We start from the raw sequence: 18498 nt of genomic DNA, 5'->3' as shown, positions 1-18498 counted from the left end.
GTGCAGAACATAGCCCAGACCAACAGCGGGGAGGCGACGGCCTACCTCAATGGTTCGGTCGCGCTCTGGTTCCTGCTGACCGGCGTGCTGCCGGCGCTGGCCTTGTTGTGGGTGAACATAACCTATCCCAGCCCCTGGTATAAGGGGCTGGGGTTGCGCCTTGGCTCCATCGCCCTGTCGCTGCTGTTTCTGGTGGGAGTGGCCGCCCTCTATTACCAGGATTACGCCTCGGTCGGGCGCAACAACAAGTCCCTCGGCAAGGAGATAGTGCCCGCCAACTATGTGCACGGTCTCTATCGCTATGCCACGGATATCCTGTTTGCCACCCCCATCCCCTATCAGCCGCTGGGGACGGATGCCAAAGTGGTGGGGCAGGGCGGCAAGCCGACCCTGATGTTCCTGGTGGTGGGGGAGACGGCCCGCAGCCAGAACTACTCCCTCAACGGCTACGGGAAGCAGACCAACAGCTTCACCGAGCAGGAGGCGGGCATGGTCTCGTTTCGCAACGTGCGCTCCTGCGGCACCGCCACGGCTGTCTCGGTGCCTTGCATGTTCTCCAATCTCACGCGCCGGGAATATGACGACACCCTGGCCCAGTCACGGGATGGCATGCTGGATGTGCTGCAACACGCAGGTATCTCTGTGCTGTGGAAAGAGAACGACGGCGGCTGCAAGGGGGTGTGCAAGAACGTGCCCACCATAGAGATAAAAGCCAAGGCGTTTCCGCAGTATTGCCAGCAAGGCTCCTGCTACGACGAGGTGATGCTGGAAGGGCTGGATCAGCAGATAGCGCAGATGAAGGGCAACAAGCTGGTGGCCTTCCACCTGATGGGCAGCCACGGCCCGACCTATTATCGGCGCTATCCCGCCTCCGAGCGCTTCTTCGTGCCGGATTGCCCGCGCAGCGACATCGAGAACTGCAGTAATGAGGAGCTGGTCAACAGCTATGACAACACCATACGTTACACCGACAAGGTGGTGGCACAGCTAATAGACAAGCTCAAGACGCTGCAGAATGACTACAACGTGGGGCTGGTCTATCTCTCCGATCACGGCGAATCCCTCGGTGCCATGGGGCTCTACCTGCACGGCACTCCCTACAAATTCGCGCCGGATGATCAGACCCGGGTGCCGCTGCTGACCTGGTTCTCGCCCCAGTTGCAGGCCGATCGCCAGCTGGATATGGGCTGTCTGGCGGTGGAGGCGGGCAGCCAGCGTTTCTCCCACGACAACCTGTTTCACTCCATGTTGGGGATCATGGATGTACAAACCAGCGTCTACGATGGTGCGCTGGACCTGTTCAAGCCGTGTAGAGCGGGGTAAACCGGCGAAAAGCACACCAGACAAAAAACGGCAGCCATTGGCTGCCGTTTTTTGTCTCGCAAGGCCTTCGCCTTACTTCTGCTCCATGATGATCTGCAACAGATCACCCTCCAGCAGGGCCCGCTTCACCAGCGCGAAGCCGCCTATTGTGGGCTGGTTCTGGAAGCGCGCCTTCACGATGGGCAGGCCACGGTGGAAGCTCGGCAGGGATTGGTGCTCGACACAGCGGCGGATGGCCGGGAACAGGATCTCTTCGGCGGCGGTGATTTCGCCGGCGATCAGCACCTTCTGCGGGTTGAACAGGTTGACCGTGATGGCGACCGCTCGTCCCAGATGCTCGCCCACGTTCTCGATCACGCTGCGGGCCAGTTCATCACCGGCCATGGCAGCCTTGCATACCTCCTGGATGGTGATGTGCTTCTCCTGCAGCGAGCTGCGGTGGCCGCGGCTGATGAGCTCCTTCACCTTATCGATGATGGCCTCGTTGGAGGCGATGGTCTCCAGGCAGCCAAAGTTGCCGCAGTGGCAGCGCTTGCCGAGCGGCTCGACCTGGATGTGGCCAATCTCGCCGACGTTGCGGTTCTGACCGAGGAACACCTTGCCCTTGGTGATGATGCCGGAGCCTGCCCCCTGGTGCACGCTCACCAGGATGGAGTCCATGCAGTCGCGGGATTCACCGAAGAAGTGCTCGGCCAGCGCCAGGGAGCGGGTGTCGTTGCCCACGTAGCAGGGCAGGTTGAAGTGGTTTTCCAGCAGCTTGGCCAGCGCCAGATTGCGGATCTGGTACTTGGGGGTATAGATGACCATGCCCGATTCCGGATTGACCAGACCCGGCATGGTCAGCGCTATGCTGATGAGGTTGCGGCTGCGCTCCTGCTGGGCGTCGATGAAGGCACCAATTTCGCGCAGCAGCATGTCGACCACGGGTTGCTGGTCAATCTCGGTCACCTGGGTGATGTGCTGATCGAGCTCCTTGCCGTCGAGATCGTACAGGCTCAGCTGCAGATAGCCGCGACCGAGCTTGGCGGACACAAACTGAAAGCGATGCTTGATGGTGGTCAAGGAGATGGCGCGCCGTCCGCCGGTAGAGGCTTGCGGTGAGGTCTCCTTGATCAGGCCATGCTCGATCAGTTGCCGGGTTATTTTGGTCACGCTGGCCGGGGCCAGCTGACTCAACTCGGCAATTTTGACCCGCGAGATAGGGCCTTGCAGGTCGATGAGCCGATATACGGCCGCACTGTTGACCTGCTTGATAAGATCTACGTTTGCTATTTGTCCGCCAGTCATAGTGTCACTGTGTTGTGTAGTGTCCGTTAACCACGGTCCCGCAGACCGTGAAGGTCTGATCAAAGACAGTCAGGTTGGCTATTTTTCCGACCTGGATACTACCGAGACATGAGTCCCATCCAATGGCGCGAGCGGGATAAAGGGTGGCCATTCTCAGTGCTTCATCGAGCGGTAATCCGACCTGTTTGACCAGATTCTCCACCCCCTCAATCATGGTGAGGGCAGAACCGCCGAGTGTACCATTCTCGTCGACGCACTGACCATCGCGGAAATAGATGGTTGCGCCACAAAAATCAAACTTCTCAAAGCCTTCCGGCGCCCCGGCAGCGGCGGTGGCGTCGGTGACCAGCACCAGCCGCTCCCCCAGCATAGTGTGGGCCAGGCGCACGTTGGCCCAGTGCACGTGATGCCCATCGACGATGACGCCGGCATAGACATCCTTGCGATCGTAGATGGCGCCCACCATGCCCGGTTCGCGGCCATTCACGGTCGGGCTCATGGCGTTGTAGAGGTGGGTGGCAAAGCGGATGCCGTTGTCAAACCCGGCCATGGCCTGATCGTAACTGGCGGCAGTATGGCCGGCAGAGACCAGGATGCCCGCTTCCACCAGCTGGCGGATGTGTTCCGGTTTGTTGCGCTCCGGCGCCAGGGTGATTTTGGCGATGGTATCTGCATTGGCGCAGAAGAAGTCGATCATCTCGTCGGTGGGCTGACGGATCTGGGCGGCCGGGTGTATGCCTTTGCGCTTGAGGTTGGTGTAAGGCCCTTCCAGATGCACGCCCAGCACCTCAAAGGGGTGGGCGGCCATGTAGTCGCGGGTCACGGCGACGGCCTGCTTCATGTCCGCATCCGGGCTGGTGATCAGGGTCGGCAGGAAGCTGGTGGTACCGGACCTGAGGTTGGCGGCCTGCATGGTCGCCAGGGTCTCGATGGTGATGTGGCCGTTGAACATGACGCCACCGCAGCCGTTGAGCTGCACGTCGATGAAACCGGCGCAGAGGTTGGCGCCGTGCAGATCATGTTGTGCTATGCCGGCGGGCAAATCGGCCCGACGCTGAATGGCGACAATCTTGTCGCCCTCGATCACGACCCCGTAACCGGTCAGCACACAGCTGCCGGTGTAGAGGGTGCAGTTGGTCAATGCGAACATGGTGGCTCCTTACAGACGGCCGATGTTGGCGGCTTCCAGCTGCTGGAAGTAACGCACCGTCTTGACCTTGAGCTCCATGGTGGAGGGCTCGTCGCACACCATCATCCCCTTCGGATGCAGTTGCAGGGTGGAGATGGTCCACATGTGGTTGACGCTGCCTTCCACCGCGGCTTGCAGAGCCTGGGCTTTGGCGTGGCCGGTGACCAGGATCATGATCTCTTCGGCGTCCATCAGGGTGCCGACACCCACGGTCAGTGCCAGCTTGGGCACTTGCTCCATGTCGCCACCGAAGAAGCGGGAGTTGGCGATGCGGGTATCTTCGGTCAGGGTCTTGACCCGAGTACGGGAGGAGAGGGAAGAGGCCGGTTCGTTGAACGCGATGTGACCGTCATTGCCGATGCCCCCCATGAACAGGTGGATCTTGCCGTAGGACTTGATCTTGTCCTCATAGCGCTTGCACTCGGCCACCAGATCCTCGGCATTGCCGTTGAGGATGTTGATGTTTTCCGGGCGAATGTCGATGTGACAGAAAAAGTTGTTGTGCATGAAGCTGTGGTAGCTCTCGGGGTGATCTTCCGGCAGGCCGACATATTCGTCCATGTTGAAGCTGACCACGTGCTCGAAGCTCACTTCACCGGCTTTATGCAGTTCGATCAGACGCTGGTAAGTGTTGAGCGGGGTGCCACCGGTGGGCAGGCCCAGTACGAAGGGGCGATCGGCAGTGGGTTTGAACGCATTGATACGGTCAACGATGTAACGGGCAGACCACAGGCCCACTTGGCTGGCAGATTTCAACGGGATCAGGCGCATTGTAGATACCTCTGTACGGGTTGCTGCCGGGGTGTCGGCGGCAAATAGGCTGAGACGAATTTAAGTTGTTTTATAGCGTAAATAAAGATTGCAAAATAAGCCACATGTATCCGCCAACTTTCCTCGTTTGGGTGATAATGATCACGATTATAGGTTTATTAATTTGCGCAGCGAAATAAAAGACATAGACTGCCGATCAAGCCTTGATGGCTTATGCGTCAAACGTGATAAGCACTTAATTTCTAGAAAAACCTTAACTAAGGAGAGGAACCGTGAACATTCTCGGTTATATGCAAAAGATCGGCCGGGCCTTGATGGTGCCGGTAGCGGTATTGCCTGCCGCTGCGATCCTGATGGGGGTTGGCTACTGGATTGACCCGAACGGTTGGGGTGGCGACAGTGCGCTGGCTGCCTTCCTGATCAAGGCCGGTGCCGCCATCATCGACAAGATGGCCATCCTGTTTGCTGTCGGTGTTGCCTACGGCATGTCCAAGGATAAAGACGGCTCTGCCGCACTGGCCGGTCTGGTTGGTTTCCTGGTCGTGACCACATTGTTGAGCCCCGGGGCTGTCTCGCAAATTCAGCAGATCCCGCTGGATCAAGTGCCTGCCGCCTTCGGCAAGATCGAGAACCAGTTCATCGGTATCTTGACCGGTGTGATCGCCGCCGAGCTCTACAACCGCTTCAGCACCGTCGAACTGCACAAGGCGCTGGCCTTCTTCTCTGGCCGTCGTCTGGTGCCGATCGTGACCTCAGTGGTGATGATCGTCGTCGCCTTCATCCTGATGGCCATTTGGCCGGTCATTTACGGCGGTCTGGTGAGCTTTGGTGAATCCATCGTCAACCTGGGCGCTACCGGCGCCGGTATCTACGGTTTCTTCAACCGTCTGCTGATCCCGGTGGGCCTGCACCATGCCCTGAACTCCGTATTCTGGTTCGACGTGGCTGGCATCAACGACATCCCGAACTTCCTGGGTGGTCAGTCCTCCATTGACGCGGGTAAAGCGGTTGTGGGTGTCACTGGTATGTACCAGGCCGGCTTCTTCCCCATCATGATGTTCGGTCTGCCGGGCGCCGCGCTGGCCATCTATCACTCTGCCAAGAAAGAGAACAAGGACAAGGTTGCATCCATCATGATCGCAGCCGCCTTCGCTGCTTTCTTCACCGGTGTGACCGAGCCGCTCGAGTTCTCCTTCATGTTTGTGGCGCCGGTGCTGTATGTCATCCATGCGCTGCTGACCGGTCTGTCCGTGTTCATCGCCGCCAGTATGCACTGGATCTCCGGTTTTGGTTTCAGTGCAGGTTTCGTCGATATGGTTATTCAATCACGCAACCCGCTGGCCACTCAGTGGTACATGTTGCTGGTACAGGGCTTGGTATTCTTCGGTCTTTACTACGCCATCTTCCGTGCCGTCATCGTCAAGTTAAACCTGAAAACCCCGGGTCGTGAAGATGATGAAGCCGTACCGGCTGCTGTTCAATCTACCAACCGTACCGAGTTGGCCAAGCAATACCTGGAAGTGCTGGGTGGTCAAGCGAACCTGGTCACCATCGATGCCTGTATCACCCGTCTGCGTCTGACCCTGAAAGACCGTAGCATCGTCGATGAGCGCAAGCTGAAAGCCCTGGGCGCGGCCGGTGTGGTCAAGCTCGGTGAACAGAACCTGCAGGTGATTCTGGGCCCCTTGGCCGAGATCATGGCCGGTGAGCTGAAGGCCCTGCGTTAATCGGGCGCCAAGCTCGCCTCAAGTCTAAGTCCATTGTTGACATAACTAGGGCCCCGCCATGGGGCCCAATATAAAAAAAGCCAAGAAAATCCAACCTTTACTTCAAATGAGAGCAGCAGTTATGAACTTGAAACATTCTCTGTTAGCCATTGCCATGTCTACCGTTTTCGTCAGCCAGGTCCAGGCCGCTGATGCCGCCAAGCAAGCCGTGGTGGACTCCCTCGCCAATAATCTGGTGGTCAGGTACGAAGTCGTCACCAACGACGGTGCCGGCGCAGGCCTCGATTGCCAGGCGCTGGGTTCCGAGTGGGCGAGCTGTGGCGTTGCCAAGCTGCACCTGACCAACACAGGTGCTGACGTGACCTCCAAAGATTGGAACATCTATATCTCCTCCATCCGTCGTATCCAGCGTGTGGATAACGACCAGTTCACCATCACTCACATGACCGGCGACCTTTATCGTTTGACGCCAACCGGGCAGTTTAAGGGCTTTGCCAAGGATGCCACGGTCGAAGTGCCGCTGGTGGTGGAATATTGGGTGTTGTTCGAATCCGACATCATGCCGAACTGGTATGTCGCCAGCGAAGGTGCTGAGCCGAAAGTACTGGCCAGCATGAGCAACATCGATGATGCCAGCACCTATCAGAAGCCGATGCTGGCCGATGGCTGGAAGCGCACCAAGGATGACAACAACATCCTGATGAACAGCGAAACCCGTTTCGCTGCCAACCAGACCAGCAGCCTGCTGCCGGCCAGCAAGATTGATGATCAGATACTGCCGACCCCGCTCAAGCAAGTGATCAAGGCGGGCCCGCAGGTTGACTTCTCCAGCATCAAACTCAATGCGCTGGACTTGCCAAGCGATCACGCCGATGCCATCAAGGCTCAACTGACCAAGCTGGGTGTTACCCTCTCCGACACCGGCTACCCAGTGACCATCAAACTCGGTAGCAAGCTCAAGCAGGCGGAAGGTTATGACATGACCATAGGCCCGCAGGGCACTGTGATCCAGGGCCATGATATCGAGGGGGCTTTCTGGGGGGCGCAATCCCTGATCTCCCTGCTGGGTGTTGACGACAAGCGGGTCAGCCTGATGAGCGTCGAGGATGCGCCGCGTTTTGAATACCGCGGTATGCAGACCGATGTGGCCCGCCACTTCAGAAGCCTCGATACCATGAAGAAACTGGTTGACCAGATGTCTGCCATGAAGCTCAACACGCTGCACCTGGGGCTGACCAACGATGAGGGCTGGCGTCTGGAGATCCCGGGGCTGCCGGAGCTGACTCAGGTCGGTAGCCAACGTTGCCACGACGAGTCTGAAACCAAGTGCCTGATGCCGCAGTTGGGCTCCGGCCCGACCAGCGACAATCAGGGCTCCGGTTTCTACAGCAAGTCCGACTACATCGACCTGGTGCGTTATGCCAAGGCGCGCGGCGTGACCGTGATCCCTGAGATCAACATGCCGGCGCACGCCCGTGCGGCTGTGGTCTCCATGGAGGCGCGCTACCAGCGTCTGCTGGCGGAAGGCAAAGAGGCGGAAGCCAACCAGTTCCGTCTGACTGATCCGGCGGATACCTCCAACGTCACCTCGGTCCAGTTCTACGACAAGATGTCCTTCATCAACCCTTGCCAGCCGGGGGCGGCGACCTTCGTCGCCAAGGTGATGGATGAAGTGGCCCAGATGCACCAGGCCGCCGGTCAGCCGTTGACCGCCTGGCACTACGGTGGTGACGAGGCGAAGAACATCATGCAGGGCGGTGGTTATCAGGATCCTGCCGTCACCCAGAAAGCCGATCTGGTCGCCTGGAAGGGCAATGTCGATTCCAGCAAGCAGGACAAGCCGTTTGGCAAGTCCCCGATGTGCCAGAAGATGATCGCCGATGGCAAGATCAAGGACGTGGCCGAGCTGCCGGTCTATTTTGCCAAGGAAGTGAGCGAGCTGGCGAAAGAGCGTGGCTTCTCCACTCTGCAGGCGTGGGAAGATGGGCTGAAGTACGCGAGCAGCGCCAAGGATTTCGCCACCGACAAGACAGTGGTCAACTTCTGGGAAACCCTCTACTGGGGTGGCTTCAACGAAGCGATGAAGTGGGCGCACAAAGGGTATGACGTCGTGCTCTCCAACCCGGATTACCTCTACTTCGACTTCCCGAACGAGGTGCACCCGGCCGAGCGTGGCTACTACTGGGCAACCCGTTTCAACGACACCCGCAAGGTGTTCGCCTTCGCCCCGGAAAACCTGCCGCAGAACGCCGAGACCTCGGTTGACCGCGACGGTAACGCTTTCGTGGCCAAGGGTGACCAGGATCCGGTCAAGTTCAAGGGGATCTCCGGTCAACAGTGGAGTGAAACCGTGCGGACCGATGTTCAGTACGAGTACATGGTCTACCCGCGTATCTTCTCCGTGGCCGAGCGTGCCTGGCACAAAGGTGGCTTCGAGCTGAACTATGTGAAGGGTCGCGAGTTCTCCGGCGAGACCAAGCATGTCAACAAGGCTGCCCTCGACCAAGAGTGGAACCAGTTTGCCAACGTATTGGGTCAGCGCGTGCTGCCGAAACTGGATCAGGCCGGTGTTGAATACCGCCTCTCCATACCGGGTGCCAAAGTGGTGAACGGTGTGCTGGAAGCGAACGTGGATCTGCCGGGTCTGCCCATCCAGTACAGCCTAGACGGCACCACCTGGAGTGCCTATGACGCCGCGGCCAAGCCGAGCGTGACTGGCAAGGTCTACCTGCGTACCACCAGCTTCGATGGCAAGCGCACCAGCCGCGTTACCGAACTGAACGGATAGCCGTCAACCGTTAACACAAGGTGGGTCGCAAGACCCGCCTTTCCCAAGGACGATGGTGTATCGGCCTTGGGAAAGGTTGACTGTGCGTGTGAGCCTTTGTTGTGTGTGTGTATTGTCTATTTGTGTTTTTTCATCACCTTGAACCCCGCCCTGTGCGGGGTCTTTTTTATCCGCCATGACATTCAGCGAGTGGGCGCGTGTCGTTTTGACCTGCCCGCGCCCCGAATCGGGTAAATTCAGGTTGAGACAGGGCGCGTAATGAGGGATCATAACCAGCTTGATGGCGGGGGGGTGAGGGTGCCATCCGGCACAACTTCCGCCAGTGACGCATTTTTGAGGTGAGCCATGAGTCAGGCGAACAGCCCAACTAACTTTATTCGTCAGATCATTGATGAAGATCTGGCCAGCGGTAAGCACAACAGCGTGCATACCCGTTTTCCGCCCGAGCCGAACGGTTATCTCCATATCGGCCACGCCAAGTCCATCTGCCTGAACTTCGGCATTGCCCGTGACTATCAGGGCCAGTGCAACCTGCGTTTCGATGACACCAATCCGGTGAAAGAAGACATCGAATACGTGGAGTCCATCAAGCAGGACGTGCAGTGGCTCGGCTTCCAGTGGAATGGCGAGATCTGCTACTCCTCCGACTATTTCGACAAGCTGCACGGCTACGCCATCGAGCTGATTGAAAAGGGTCTGGCCTATGTGGACGAGTTGTCTGCCGAGCAGATGCGCGAATACCGTGGCACCCTGACCGAAGCTGGCAAGAACAGCCCGTTCCGCGAGCGCAGCGTGGAAGAGAACCTGGCGCTGTTTGCCAAGATGAAGAACGGCGAGTTCGCCGAAGGCAGTGCCTGCCTGCGCGCCAAGATCGACATGGCGTCCCCCTTCATGGTGATGCGCGATCCGGTTATCTATCGCATCAAGTTTGCCCACCACCACCAGACCGGTGACAAGTGGTGCATCTACCCCATGTATGACTTTACCCACTGCATTTCGGACGCGCTGGAAGGGATCACCCACTCCATCTGTACCCTGGAGTTCCAGGACAACCGCCGTCTGTATGACTGGGTGCTGGACAACATCACCATCGACTGCCACCCCCGTCAGTACGAGTTCTCTCGCCTGAACCTCGAATACACCGTCATGTCCAAGCGCAAGCTGAACCTGCTGGTGACCGAGAAGCACGTGGATGGCTGGGACGATCCGCGCATGTTGACCGTTTCCGGTCTGCGTCGTCGTGGCTACACCTCTGCCTCCATCCGCGAGTTCTGCAAGCGCATCGGCGTCACCAAGCAGGACAACATCGTCGAGATGAGCATGCTGGAAGCCTGCATCCGTGACGATCTCAACGAGAACGCACCGCGCGCCATGGCCGTGCTGCATCCGCTGAAGGTGGTCATCGAGAACCTGGCGGCCGACGAGGTGCTGACCGCACCGGCGCACCCGAACAACGCCGAGATGGGCACCCGCACGCTTCCCTTCACCCGCGAAATCTTCATCGACGAAGCGGACTTCAAAGAAGAGGCGAACAAGCAGTTCAAGCGGCTGGTGTTGGGCAAGGAAGTGCGCCTGCGCAACGCCTATGTGATCAAGGCCGAGCGGGTCGAGAAGGATGCGGATGGCAAGGTGACTTGCATCTACTGCTCCTACGATCCCGAGACCCTGGGCAAGGATCCGGCCGATGGCCGCAAGGTGAAAGGGGTGATCCACTGGGTCAGCGCCACTCACTCCCTGCCGGCCGAGATCCGCCTCTACGATCGTCTGTTCAAGATGCCGAACCCGGGTGCCGAGGCTGACTTCGAGGCGGCGCTCAACCCGGATTCCCTGGTGATCATCGAAGGCGCCCGTGTGGAAGCTTCCCTGCAGAACGCCAAGCCGGAGTTTGCCTACCAGTTCGAGCGTGAAGGCTACTTCTGCGCCGACAACAAGCTCTCCAGCGCCGATCACCTGGTGTTCAACCGCACCGTGGCCCTGCGCGACGTATGGGGCAAGGCCGAGGCCTGATGGCCACAGCCTGACAAGCAGAGGGCAGGGGAGACCCTGCCTCTTCTTGTCCGGATTACGGACACAAAAAAAGCCAGCGCTATGCTGGCTTTTTTATTGGCCGGTGCAAGCCGCTATCAATCGTCGTGCTTGCAATCGCCGTTGGCGCAGTGGCCATACAGATAGAGGCTGTGATTGGTCAGGCGAATGTTGTGCAGCTTGGCGATGTCGCGCTGGCGCTGCTCGATCACCTCGTCGGAGAACTCGATAACCTTGCCACAATCGAGGCAGACCAGGTGATCGTGGTGTTCCTGGGTAGCCAGCTCGAACACCGACTTGCCCCCTTCAAAGTGGTGACGGGTAACAATACCGGCATCATCGAACTGGTTGAGAACGCGATATACGGTAGCGAGACCAATCTCTTCACCCTGGTCGATCAGTCGTTTGTACAGATCTTCCGCACTGGTGTGCTGGCAATCCGGCTGTTGCAGGATTTCCAGAATTTTGACGCGGGGCAAGGTTATCTTGAGTCCGGCCTTTTTTAACGCTTGGTTGTTGTCTGCCATATTCTACTTATTCGCATTCTCGAAGGTGTGGTCATTCTGATTGACTGCCGTTGGAATGGCAACCACGAACTCGCTTGGCCTGTCATTATAGGTCGTAGCTCACCTAAAAATAAACCCAGTAATTCAAGGGCTTTAGCGCAAAGTCCGCCATTTTGCCGAACTGGTTCAATCGCGGCCCCAGCTTGCTCGCCCGTCGAATGTTGATAAGATGTAACCTTCTTCATTGTCTGGTCGGATGAGAACCATGGATTGGCTTTTTGACAATGCGGCCTGGGTGCGCCGCGCCCTCAACGCCTGGCCCCCCTTCTGGGGCGCCGGTATCAAGATAGAGACCCTGAGCGATGATTTTCGCTACTGCCGGGTGACGCTCAAGTCTCGTTGGTGGAACAAGAACGCCAACCGTACCCAGTTTGGCGGCAGCATGTTTGCTATGACGGATCCCATCTATCCGCTGATGCTGATGGGCTATTTCAAGAATCGCTATTACGTCTGGGACAAGGCGGGCTGCATCAACTACATCAAGCCGGGCAAAGGCAAGCTGGTGGCCGAATTCAACCTGACCGACGGCAAGCTGGCCGAGATAGCGGCGGCCACCGAGGGGGGTAACAAGCACTTCCCCGAGTTTGAGGTGACGGTACAGGACAAGAGTGGCGAGCTGGTGGCCCAGGTCAAGCGTACCCTCTATGTGCGCGCCAAACCTGAGCACAGGGGCGGCTAGCAAGGGCATATCGCAGAAACAACAAGGGCCCCGGCGGGGCCCTTGTTGTCAGAGGTGACTGGCTTGCCGGATCACTCCAGCTCGGCCAGGCACATCTCTTCATGCAGCTGCTTGCACCAGCCCTTGACGCGCTCGGCGGTCAGCTCTGGCTGGCGATCTTCGTCGATACCCAGACCGACGAAGTGCTTGTCATCCACCACAGCCTTGGAGGCTTCAAACTCGTAACCGGCGGTTGGCCAGTTGCCGATGATGATGGCGCCTTTGGCTTCGACTATGTCACGCAGGGTGCCCATGGCGTCGAGGAAGTACTCGGCATAGTCTTCCTGATCGCCACATCCGAAGATGGCGACCAGCTTGTTGGTGAAGTCGATCTCTTCCAGCTCGGGGAAGAAGTCATCCCAATCGGCTTGGGCTTCGCCGTAGTACCAAGTCGGGATACCGAACATCAGCAGATCGAAGCTGTCGATGTCGGCTTTGCTGCTCTTGGCAATGTCACGGACTTCAATCAGTTGTTTGCCCAGTTCTTTCTGGATCATCTTGGCGACAGCTTCGGTATTACCGGTATCGCTGCCGAAAAACAGACCTACACTAGCCATAGTGTTTAGTTACCCGTATCTGGTGTTAATACTTAACGGTCAGATTGCAATGCCTGCTGGATTCGCAGACTCAATCTGTTGCTTCAGGATAGATTGGATCAGCTCGGCTCGGCTGACGTTCTGTTGTAACGCAAGTTGGTTCAGGCGCTCCAGCAACTCGGCCTCCACCTTTAACTCAACCCGTTTCAGGCCATTCTCTCGATCGCGCTTAAGCTGGTTGCGCTTGTTGATCTTGAGTTGGGTCTCACGGGGGAGTGGATTGGTCTTTGGCCTGCCGGGGCGCTTCTCATTTGCGAACAGATCCAGTGTTGTTCGATCAGTTTGCTGTTTGGCCATACATCACAGATGAAAATAAGTTAGCCGATCCCTGAGCCTTCCCAGCCCAATTCGATCAGCCCCTTGGCGACAAAACCCGCGCAACCGAGAAAGAGAACCAACCAGACGATGAGTCGGCCGAAACGGGGCACATTACCGCGTTTGAGCACGTCGTGAATGGCCAAGCCAATCAATATGAAAATGGCCAGAAAGAACAACTTCAGGCCCAGACTCTCGATAAGATCGATATGTTCACTTAGCATGGATTGCGCACACTCCTTATGACGGGCGCACTATATCACAAAGGATTTGAAACTGTTAACCGCCTGTCGACAGGAAATCCACAACCAATTTGTTGAACAAAACCGGCTTTTCTGCGTGCAGCCAGTGGCCGGCTCCTGCGATAACGCGCGCCTTTGCCGCCGGGAATTGCGCCATCACTGTCTCGGTGTGCGGAGGCTGCATGTAGTCAGAATCCCCCCCCTTGATGAATAGCGCTGGTCCCTCGAAGCGGGTCTGGTCGTCGGGCCAACCCATGATGTTGGCGTAGTTGCGCTCCAGCGCCGGCACGTTGAAACGCCAGCCCCAACCCGACTCCCCTTTGGCGAAAGACTTGAGCAGGAACTGGCGCACGCCGGGTATCTCGACATATTGGGCCAGCAGGGCTTCCGCCTCGCTGCGGCTCTGCACCGGCTGGCGCAGGGTGGCGTTGAGACCGGCAAACACATTCTGATGGCGGGCATGGGGATAGGTGACCGGCGCTATGTCGGCCACGACGAGTTTGCCGACTCGGGTGGGCGCTTGCTTGGCCAGCTGCATGGCGACCTTGCCGCCCATGGAGTGACCGACCAGGGATACCGGATCCAGCGCCAGGGCGTCGAGCAGGGCGAGCACATCGGCAGCCTGCTGGGGATAGCTCATCTCATCGCTGTGGAACGAGGTGCCATGGTTGCGCAGATCCACGCTGATGACCCGGCACTGTTCGCCGAGGGCGCGCGCCAGCAGCCCCAGGTTGTCCAGACTGCCGAACAGACCGTGGATCAGCACGACGGCCGGGCCCTGGCCCTGCTCCTTGAAGTTCAATAATGGGTTTTGTTGCAAAATGACACCTTGTCGGTCGTGGGCTTTTTCGCCTGTTTTTTAACACACTGAAAGAAAAGGATTTCATTCCTTGTGAGGCATTTTTTTGTGGTTTTTTTTCAAAAAAATGGCCCCGTACGCGCTATCAGTGCGGAGGATCACACACTTGTCCCGCCATTATGCCGTATTCTCGATGAGATTCATGCACATCTGCCAGCCCTTGGCTTGGGCTGCCGGGTTTGCCTATGTATAATCGCCGCATCCGAATTTCGACGAGTCCAGCGCATCCCTATGAAAACCATCGAGCTTGATGACGATCTCTACTTCTATATCGCCAGCCAGACCCGGCACATTGGTGAGAGTGCCTCCGATATCCTGCGCCGTCTGCTGGAACACCCCACGCACATCGAAGTGCCGCTGGCCGAGCCAGCCGCCGTTGCCCAGCCGCGTGTCGTCGCCGATGCCATGGGGTTGCAGGCCCTGCTCGACTCCGGCGAGCTGCAAAAAGAAGAGAGGTCCATCAACCGCTTTATGCTGGTGCTCAGTACCCTCTACCGGGACGATCCGGTCGGGTTTACCCAGGGCACCGAAATCAAGGGGCGCAAGCGCGTCTATTTCTCGCGGGATCCCGAGGCTCTGCGCGCCAGTGGCAGCACCACCAAGCCCAAGCCGGTACCGGAAACCCCGTTCTGGGTGATCACCAACACCAATACCAGCCGCAAGCAGAATATGGTGGCCCAACTGATGGCCAGCATGGGCTATGGCGAAGAGGTGATCGCGCAGGTGTGCAGCGCAATTTAACGATTTATCAAGACTCAGGCCTTGCCCGCCAAGGCCGCCATCAAGCAAGGACAACGCCATGGCACAGCATTCCCACGCCGGTCAGCCGGCCCGTTTAAGTGACCTGACCAACATCCCCCGTCTGGTCAGCGCCTACTACCTCAACAAGCCGGACATGAGCCGCCCCGAGCAGCGGGTGGCCTTCGGCACTTCCGGCCACCGTGGCAGCGCCCTGCACAACGCCTTTACCGAATCCCACATCCTGGCGGTGACCCAGGCACTGGTGGAGTATCGCCAGCAGGCAGGTATCACTGGCCCGCTGTTTGTCGGCATGGATACCCATGCCCTGTCCGAATCCGCCTTTGCCAGCGCAGTCGAAGTGCTGGCGGCCAACGGCGTCGAAACCCGCATTCAGGCTGGCCTCGGCTTTACCCCGACCCCTGTCATCTCTCACGCCATCTTGCGCTACAACTCTGGCAAAGAAGGGGCCAGCAAGCCTGCTGCCCGCGCTGACGGTGTGGTGATCACCCCGTCTCACAACCCGCCGGAAGATGGTGGCTTCAAGTACAACCCGCCCCACGGTGGCCCCGCGGAAGGGGAGATCACCAAGTGGGTGGAAGACCGTGCCAACGCCATTCTGGAAGCGGGTCTGGCCGGCGTGAAAAGGATGCCATTCGCCGAAGCCCTCAAGAGCCCGTTCGTGGTGGAGCACGACTATGTCACCCCTTATGTGGATGATCTGAAGAACGTGCTGGACATGGATGCCATCAAACAGGCGGGCATCAAGATCGGTGTCGATCCGCTGGGTGGCTCTGGCGTCGCCTACTGGGACGTCATCGCCAAGACCTATGGTCTGAATATCGAGGTGGTGAACTACAAGGTAGACCCCACCTTCTCCTTCATGACCCTGGATAAAGACGGCAAGATCCGGATGGACTGCTCCAGCCCGTTCGCCATGGCGAGCCTGATTGCGCTTAAAGACAAGTTCGACATCGCCCTTGGCAACGACCCGGACTACGACCGTCACGGCATCGTCACCAAATCCGGCCTGATGAACCCGAACCACTATCTGGCAGTGGCGATCCAGTATCTGTTTACCCATCGCACCGGCTGGTCTGCCGATGCTGCCGTCGGCAAGACGCTGGTCTCTTCTTCGATGATTGACCGGGTTGCCGGCGAGATTGGCCGCACCCTGAAAGAGGTGCCTGTCGGCTTCAAGTGGTTCGTGGATGGCCTCTACAGCGGCGAGTTCGGCTTTGGTGGCGAAGAGAGCGCGGGCGCCTCCTTCCTGCGCAAAGATGGTACCGTCTGGACCACCGACAAGGATGGCTTCATTCTGGCGCTGCTGGCGGCTGAAATTCTGGCGGTGACCGGCAAGGATCCCCAAGCCCATTACGACGCGCTGGAAGCCAAGTTTGGCCGCTCCTGCTACCGCCGCATCGACGCCCCGGCCAACAGTGCCCAGAAAGCGGTGCTCTCCAAGCTGGATCCGGCACTGGTGGAAGCCTCAACGCTCGCCGGTGAGCCCATCATTGCCAAGCTGACCCGAGCACCGGGCAACGATGCCGCCATCGGCGGCCTCAAGGTAGTGACCGAGAACGGGTGGTTCGCGGCGCGCCCCTCCGGCACCGAGTCCATCTACAAGATCTACATGGAGAGCTTCAAAGGCGAAGCACATCTGGATCTGATCCAGCAAGAGGCTCAGCAGATCGTCTCTGCGGCCTTGGCCAAGGCTGGCGTCTAAGCCTGCGTCAAGCCACTGAAAGCTAAATAAAAACTGATTTAAAACCAAAAGAGGAGCCGCAATGGCTCCTCTTTTTTTATTCCTCTTGGCCGAGGTTGTCTGCGCTCATGCCTTGTCGCACTGGACTGTGCTCGCCCTGCGGGCCTGCCAGCGTTTGAAGAAGGGCCGCGCCGGCAGCTTCATCAGGAAGAGGGAGAGCAGGATCACCCCTATGCCGAGCCACTGGCGACCATCCAGGATCTCTCCCACCATCAGCACCCCAAGTGACACCGCCATCATGGGATTGGTGAGGGCCAGCATGCCCATTACCTCGGGGCCGTGGTGCTTTAACCCCCACAGCCAGGCCCAGTAGCCCAGTGCGGTGTTAAGCAGGATAAGCCAGAGCAACCCCGGCGCACTCGCCGGACGGGGTAGCGGCATTGGGCCAGCCAGCCACCAGGCAAGCGGGATCAGCATTAAGCCCCCGAGCAGCAGTTGCCAGGCAGTCAGCGCCAGTAGATCGTTTACCGGCCAGCGTCGCATCCAGCGGCTGGATTGGCCGATGAGCAGGGTGGCCAACAGGGCGCACGTCACGCCGATAGGATCCAGATTGGCGGAGGGGTTGAGCAGCAGCAAGACCCCTACAAGTCCCATTAACCCCAGCAACAGCCACTTCAGGCTGGGTCGTGTGCCATCCTGCAGCCAGGCCAGCAGCATGAGCACCAGCGGCAGTGTGGCGCCGAGCGTGCCCGCTACGGCCCCCGGTAGCCGGAAGGCGGCCACGAACAACAAAGCGAAGAAGGCGGTGATGTTGCAAAACGCCAGCAGAAACTGCTTGCCCCAGGGCAGGGGGGGTAGGCGCGGGTGCAGCAACAGCAGTAGCAGCCCGGCGGGCAAGGCGCGCCACACCGCCACCCAGTAGGGGGAGTAGTCGGTCAGATAGAGGCTGACGACGGCATAGGTGCTGCCCCACAGCAGGGGAGCCAGCAGGGCGATCAGCAGAGGCATAATTTATCTCTTTGTGAAGTATCTTTAAGTAAAGATAATTTAGTCCCAAATTGGTTTAGTATCAAGTATCTCGATAAAAAGATAAGTGACCTGAGATGGACAGTGATCATGTAGACCTGCTGCTGGCCCAGTGGGCCCGGCAGAGACCGGATCTCGACTGCTCGCCCATGGGGGTGCTGGGTCGGGTGGCGCGTATGGCGGCGATCGCCGGCCGCGAGGTGAGCGAAGAGCTCAAGGAGTGCGGCCTGCTCGGCAGTGACTTCGATATTCTGGCAACCCTGCGCCGGGCCGGCGAGCCGCTGACGCCGACCGTGCTCTATCAATCCGCCATGTTGAGCTCGGGGGCCATGACGGCCCGGCTCGACAAGTTGGCCGAGCGGGGGCTGATAGAGCGGCAGGCGGCACCCAGCGACAGGCGCAGCCTGCTGGTCTGCCTGACTGAGGCGGGCAGGGTGCTTATCGACCGGGCGGTCGAGTTGCACGTGGCCAATGAGCGCCGTCTGCTGGCGCCACTGACCGAGGCCGAGCAGGTGCAGCTGGCGGCCCTGCTCAAGCGCTGGCTGTTGGAAAACGAATAATGAAACGGGCCCGCGGGCCTAATGCCGATCAGTTAAGGATCCATTGACCGATCCTTCTGATGT

General features: G+C 58.7%; 17 protein-coding genes. 8 read left to right on the top strand and 9 right to left on the bottom strand.

Translation table 11 applies throughout. The annotated features are described in order from the left end of the window. Positions 1-1323 (top strand): phosphoethanolamine transferase (locus AAC083_RS03020; protein ID WP_258224582.1); only part of this gene is annotated, 1323 nt, incomplete at its 5' end. Between the two features lie 72 nt (positions 1324-1395). Here the strand turns inward: AAC083_RS03020 and nagC are convergent. Genes nagC through nagB form a run of 3 tightly spaced genes read right to left on the bottom strand, consistent with a single transcriptional unit; the run spans position 1396 to position 4570 of the window. Beyond that, entirely contained in the window at positions 1396-2610 is a 1215-nt protein-coding gene (gene nagC / locus AAC083_RS03015; protein WP_042036890.1) for a DNA-binding transcriptional regulator NagC, read from the bottom strand. Positions 2611-2614: 4 nt separating this feature from the next. Continuing rightward, positions 2615-3760: an N-acetylglucosamine-6-phosphate deacetylase gene (nagA, locus tag AAC083_RS03010; RefSeq protein WP_108535779.1), complete on the bottom strand. Its 1146-nt coding sequence runs from the start codon at positions 3758-3760 to the stop codon at positions 2615-2617. Between the two features lie 9 nt (positions 3761-3769). Beyond that, positions 3770-4570 carry a glucosamine-6-phosphate deaminase gene (gene nagB / locus AAC083_RS03005; RefSeq protein ID WP_042036895.1) on the bottom strand — a complete coding sequence of 267 codons (801 nt, stop codon included), beginning with the start codon at positions 4568-4570 and terminating at the stop codon, positions 3770-3772. Between the two features lie 272 nt (positions 4571-4842). On the opposite strand from nagB, the gene nagE reads away from it, so the two are divergent. The 3 genes from nagE to glnS all read left to right on the top strand — a co-directional run bounded on the left by nagE (position 4843) and on the right by glnS (position 11092). Continuing rightward, on the top strand, positions 4843-6297 hold the full coding sequence (gene nagE / locus AAC083_RS03000) for an N-acetylglucosamine-specific PTS transporter subunit IIBC (RefSeq protein ID WP_042036897.1): 1455 nt from the start codon (positions 4843-4845) through the stop codon (positions 6295-6297). Between the two features lie 121 nt (positions 6298-6418). Further along, entirely contained in the window at positions 6419-9085 is a 2667-nt protein-coding gene (locus AAC083_RS02995; protein ID WP_108535778.1) for a beta-N-acetylhexosaminidase, read from the top strand. 345 nt (positions 9086-9430) lie between these two features. Continuing rightward, positions 9431-11092 carry a glutamine--tRNA ligase gene (gene glnS / locus AAC083_RS02990; RefSeq protein ID WP_108535777.1) on the top strand — a complete coding sequence of 554 codons (1662 nt, stop codon included), beginning with the start codon at positions 9431-9433 and terminating at the stop codon, positions 11090-11092. 116 nt (positions 11093-11208) lie between these two features. On the opposite strand, the gene fur is transcribed toward glnS, so the two are convergent. Further along, positions 11209-11637 carry a ferric iron uptake transcriptional regulator gene (gene fur, locus AAC083_RS02985; protein ID WP_042036904.1) on the bottom strand — a complete coding sequence of 143 codons (429 nt, stop codon included), beginning with the start codon at positions 11635-11637 and terminating at the stop codon, positions 11209-11211. 244 nt (positions 11638-11881) lie between these two features. On the opposite strand from fur, the gene AAC083_RS02980 reads away from it, so the two are divergent. Then, a complete protein-coding gene (locus AAC083_RS02980; protein WP_181364624.1) occupies positions 11882-12355 on the top strand; it encodes a DUF4442 domain-containing protein in 474 nt (157 codons plus the stop codon). 71 nt (positions 12356-12426) lie between these two features. On the opposite strand, the gene fldA is transcribed toward AAC083_RS02980, so the two are convergent. Genes fldA through AAC083_RS02960 form a run of 4 tightly spaced genes read right to left on the bottom strand, consistent with a single transcriptional unit; the run spans position 12427 to position 14349 of the window. Then, the gene (gene fldA, locus AAC083_RS02975) at positions 12427-12951 is read right to left on the bottom strand and encodes a flavodoxin FldA (RefSeq protein WP_017412672.1); all 525 of its coding nucleotides are present in this window, start codon (positions 12949-12951) and stop codon (positions 12427-12429) included. A gap of 39 nt (positions 12952-12990) precedes the next feature. Beyond that, positions 12991-13287 (bottom strand): LexA regulated protein, encoded by a 297-nt coding sequence (gene ybfE, locus AAC083_RS02970; protein ID WP_042036906.1) that lies wholly within the window; start codon positions 13285-13287, stop codon positions 12991-12993. 20 nt (positions 13288-13307) lie between these two features. Next, positions 13308-13529, bottom strand: a complete 222-nt coding sequence (locus tag AAC083_RS02965) for a DUF2788 domain-containing protein (protein WP_042036907.1) — start codon at positions 13527-13529, stop codon at positions 13308-13310. 55 nt (positions 13530-13584) lie between these two features. Continuing rightward, positions 13585-14349 (bottom strand): alpha/beta fold hydrolase, encoded by a 765-nt coding sequence (locus AAC083_RS02960; protein WP_108535775.1) that lies wholly within the window; start codon positions 14347-14349, stop codon positions 13585-13587. 288 nt (positions 14350-14637) lie between these two features. On the opposite strand from AAC083_RS02960, the gene seqA reads away from it, so the two are divergent. Next, a complete protein-coding gene (gene seqA, locus AAC083_RS02955; RefSeq protein WP_042036910.1) occupies positions 14638-15147 on the top strand; it encodes a replication initiation negative regulator SeqA in 510 nt (169 codons plus the stop codon). A 58-nt stretch (positions 15148-15205) separates the two neighbouring features. After that, on the top strand, positions 15206-16870 hold the full coding sequence (gene pgm / locus AAC083_RS02950) for a phosphoglucomutase (alpha-D-glucose-1,6-bisphosphate-dependent) (protein ID WP_108535774.1): 1665 nt from the start codon (positions 15206-15208) through the stop codon (positions 16868-16870). Positions 16871-16975: 105 nt separating this feature from the next. Here the strand turns inward: pgm and AAC083_RS02945 are convergent, their stop codons facing one another. Continuing rightward, positions 16976-17857, bottom strand: a complete 882-nt coding sequence (locus AAC083_RS02945; RefSeq protein WP_108535773.1) for a DMT family transporter — start codon at positions 17855-17857, stop codon at positions 16976-16978. A gap of 95 nt (positions 17858-17952) precedes the next feature. Here AAC083_RS02945 and AAC083_RS02940 point away from each other — a divergent pair, with 95 nt between their 5' ends. Beyond that, complete coding sequence (locus tag AAC083_RS02940; RefSeq protein ID WP_042036914.1) at positions 17953-18435, top strand: MarR family winged helix-turn-helix transcriptional regulator; 483 nt, start codon at positions 17953-17955, stop codon at positions 18433-18435. Positions 18436-18498: the final 63 nt, after the last annotated feature.

Source organism: Aeromonas sp. HMWF014, assembly GCF_963878295.1.
Lineage (GTDB): Bacteria > Pseudomonadota > Gammaproteobacteria > Enterobacterales > Aeromonadaceae > Aeromonas > Aeromonas popoffii.
The sequence above is the reverse complement of the archived record's forward strand: the minus strand, read 5'-3'. Positions and strand labels throughout refer to the sequence as shown.

Coding starts and splice junctions, on each gene's coding strand:
- pgm (WP_108535774.1), top strand. CDS start 15,206: ATGGCACAGCATTCCCACGCCGGTCAGCCGGCCCGTTTAAGTGACCTG.
- nagA (WP_108535779.1), bottom strand. CDS start 3,760: ATGTTCGCATTGACCAACTGCACCCTCTACACCGGCAGCTGTGTGCTG.
- fldA (WP_017412672.1), bottom strand. CDS start 12,951: ATGGCTAGTGTAGGTCTGTTTTTCGGCAGCGATACCGGTAATACCGAA.
- AAC083_RS02965 (WP_042036907.1), bottom strand. CDS start 13,529: ATGCTAAGTGAACATATCGATCTTATCGAGAGTCTGGGCCTGAAGTTG.
- seqA (WP_042036910.1), top strand. CDS start 14,638: ATGAAAACCATCGAGCTTGATGACGATCTCTACTTCTATATCGCCAGC.
- AAC083_RS02980 (WP_181364624.1), top strand. CDS start 11,882: ATGGATTGGCTTTTTGACAATGCGGCCTGGGTGCGCCGCGCCCTCAAC.
- AAC083_RS02945 (WP_108535773.1), bottom strand. CDS start 17,857: ATGCCTCTGCTGATCGCCCTGCTGGCTCCCCTGCTGTGGGGCAGCACC.
- fur (WP_042036904.1), bottom strand. CDS start 11,637: ATGGCAGACAACAACCAAGCGTTAAAAAAGGCCGGACTCAAGATAACC.
- AAC083_RS02940 (WP_042036914.1), top strand. CDS start 17,953: ATGGACAGTGATCATGTAGACCTGCTGCTGGCCCAGTGGGCCCGGCAG.
- nagB (WP_042036895.1), bottom strand. CDS start 4,570: ATGCGCCTGATCCCGTTGAAATCTGCCAGCCAAGTGGGCCTGTGGTCT.
- glnS (WP_108535777.1), top strand. CDS start 9,431: ATGAGTCAGGCGAACAGCCCAACTAACTTTATTCGTCAGATCATTGAT.
- nagC (WP_042036890.1), bottom strand. CDS start 2,610: ATGACTGGCGGACAAATAGCAAACGTAGATCTTATCAAGCAGGTCAAC.
- ybfE (WP_042036906.1), bottom strand. CDS start 13,287: ATGGCCAAACAGCAAACTGATCGAACAACACTGGATCTGTTCGCAAAT.
- AAC083_RS02995 (WP_108535778.1), top strand. CDS start 6,419: ATGAACTTGAAACATTCTCTGTTAGCCATTGCCATGTCTACCGTTTTC.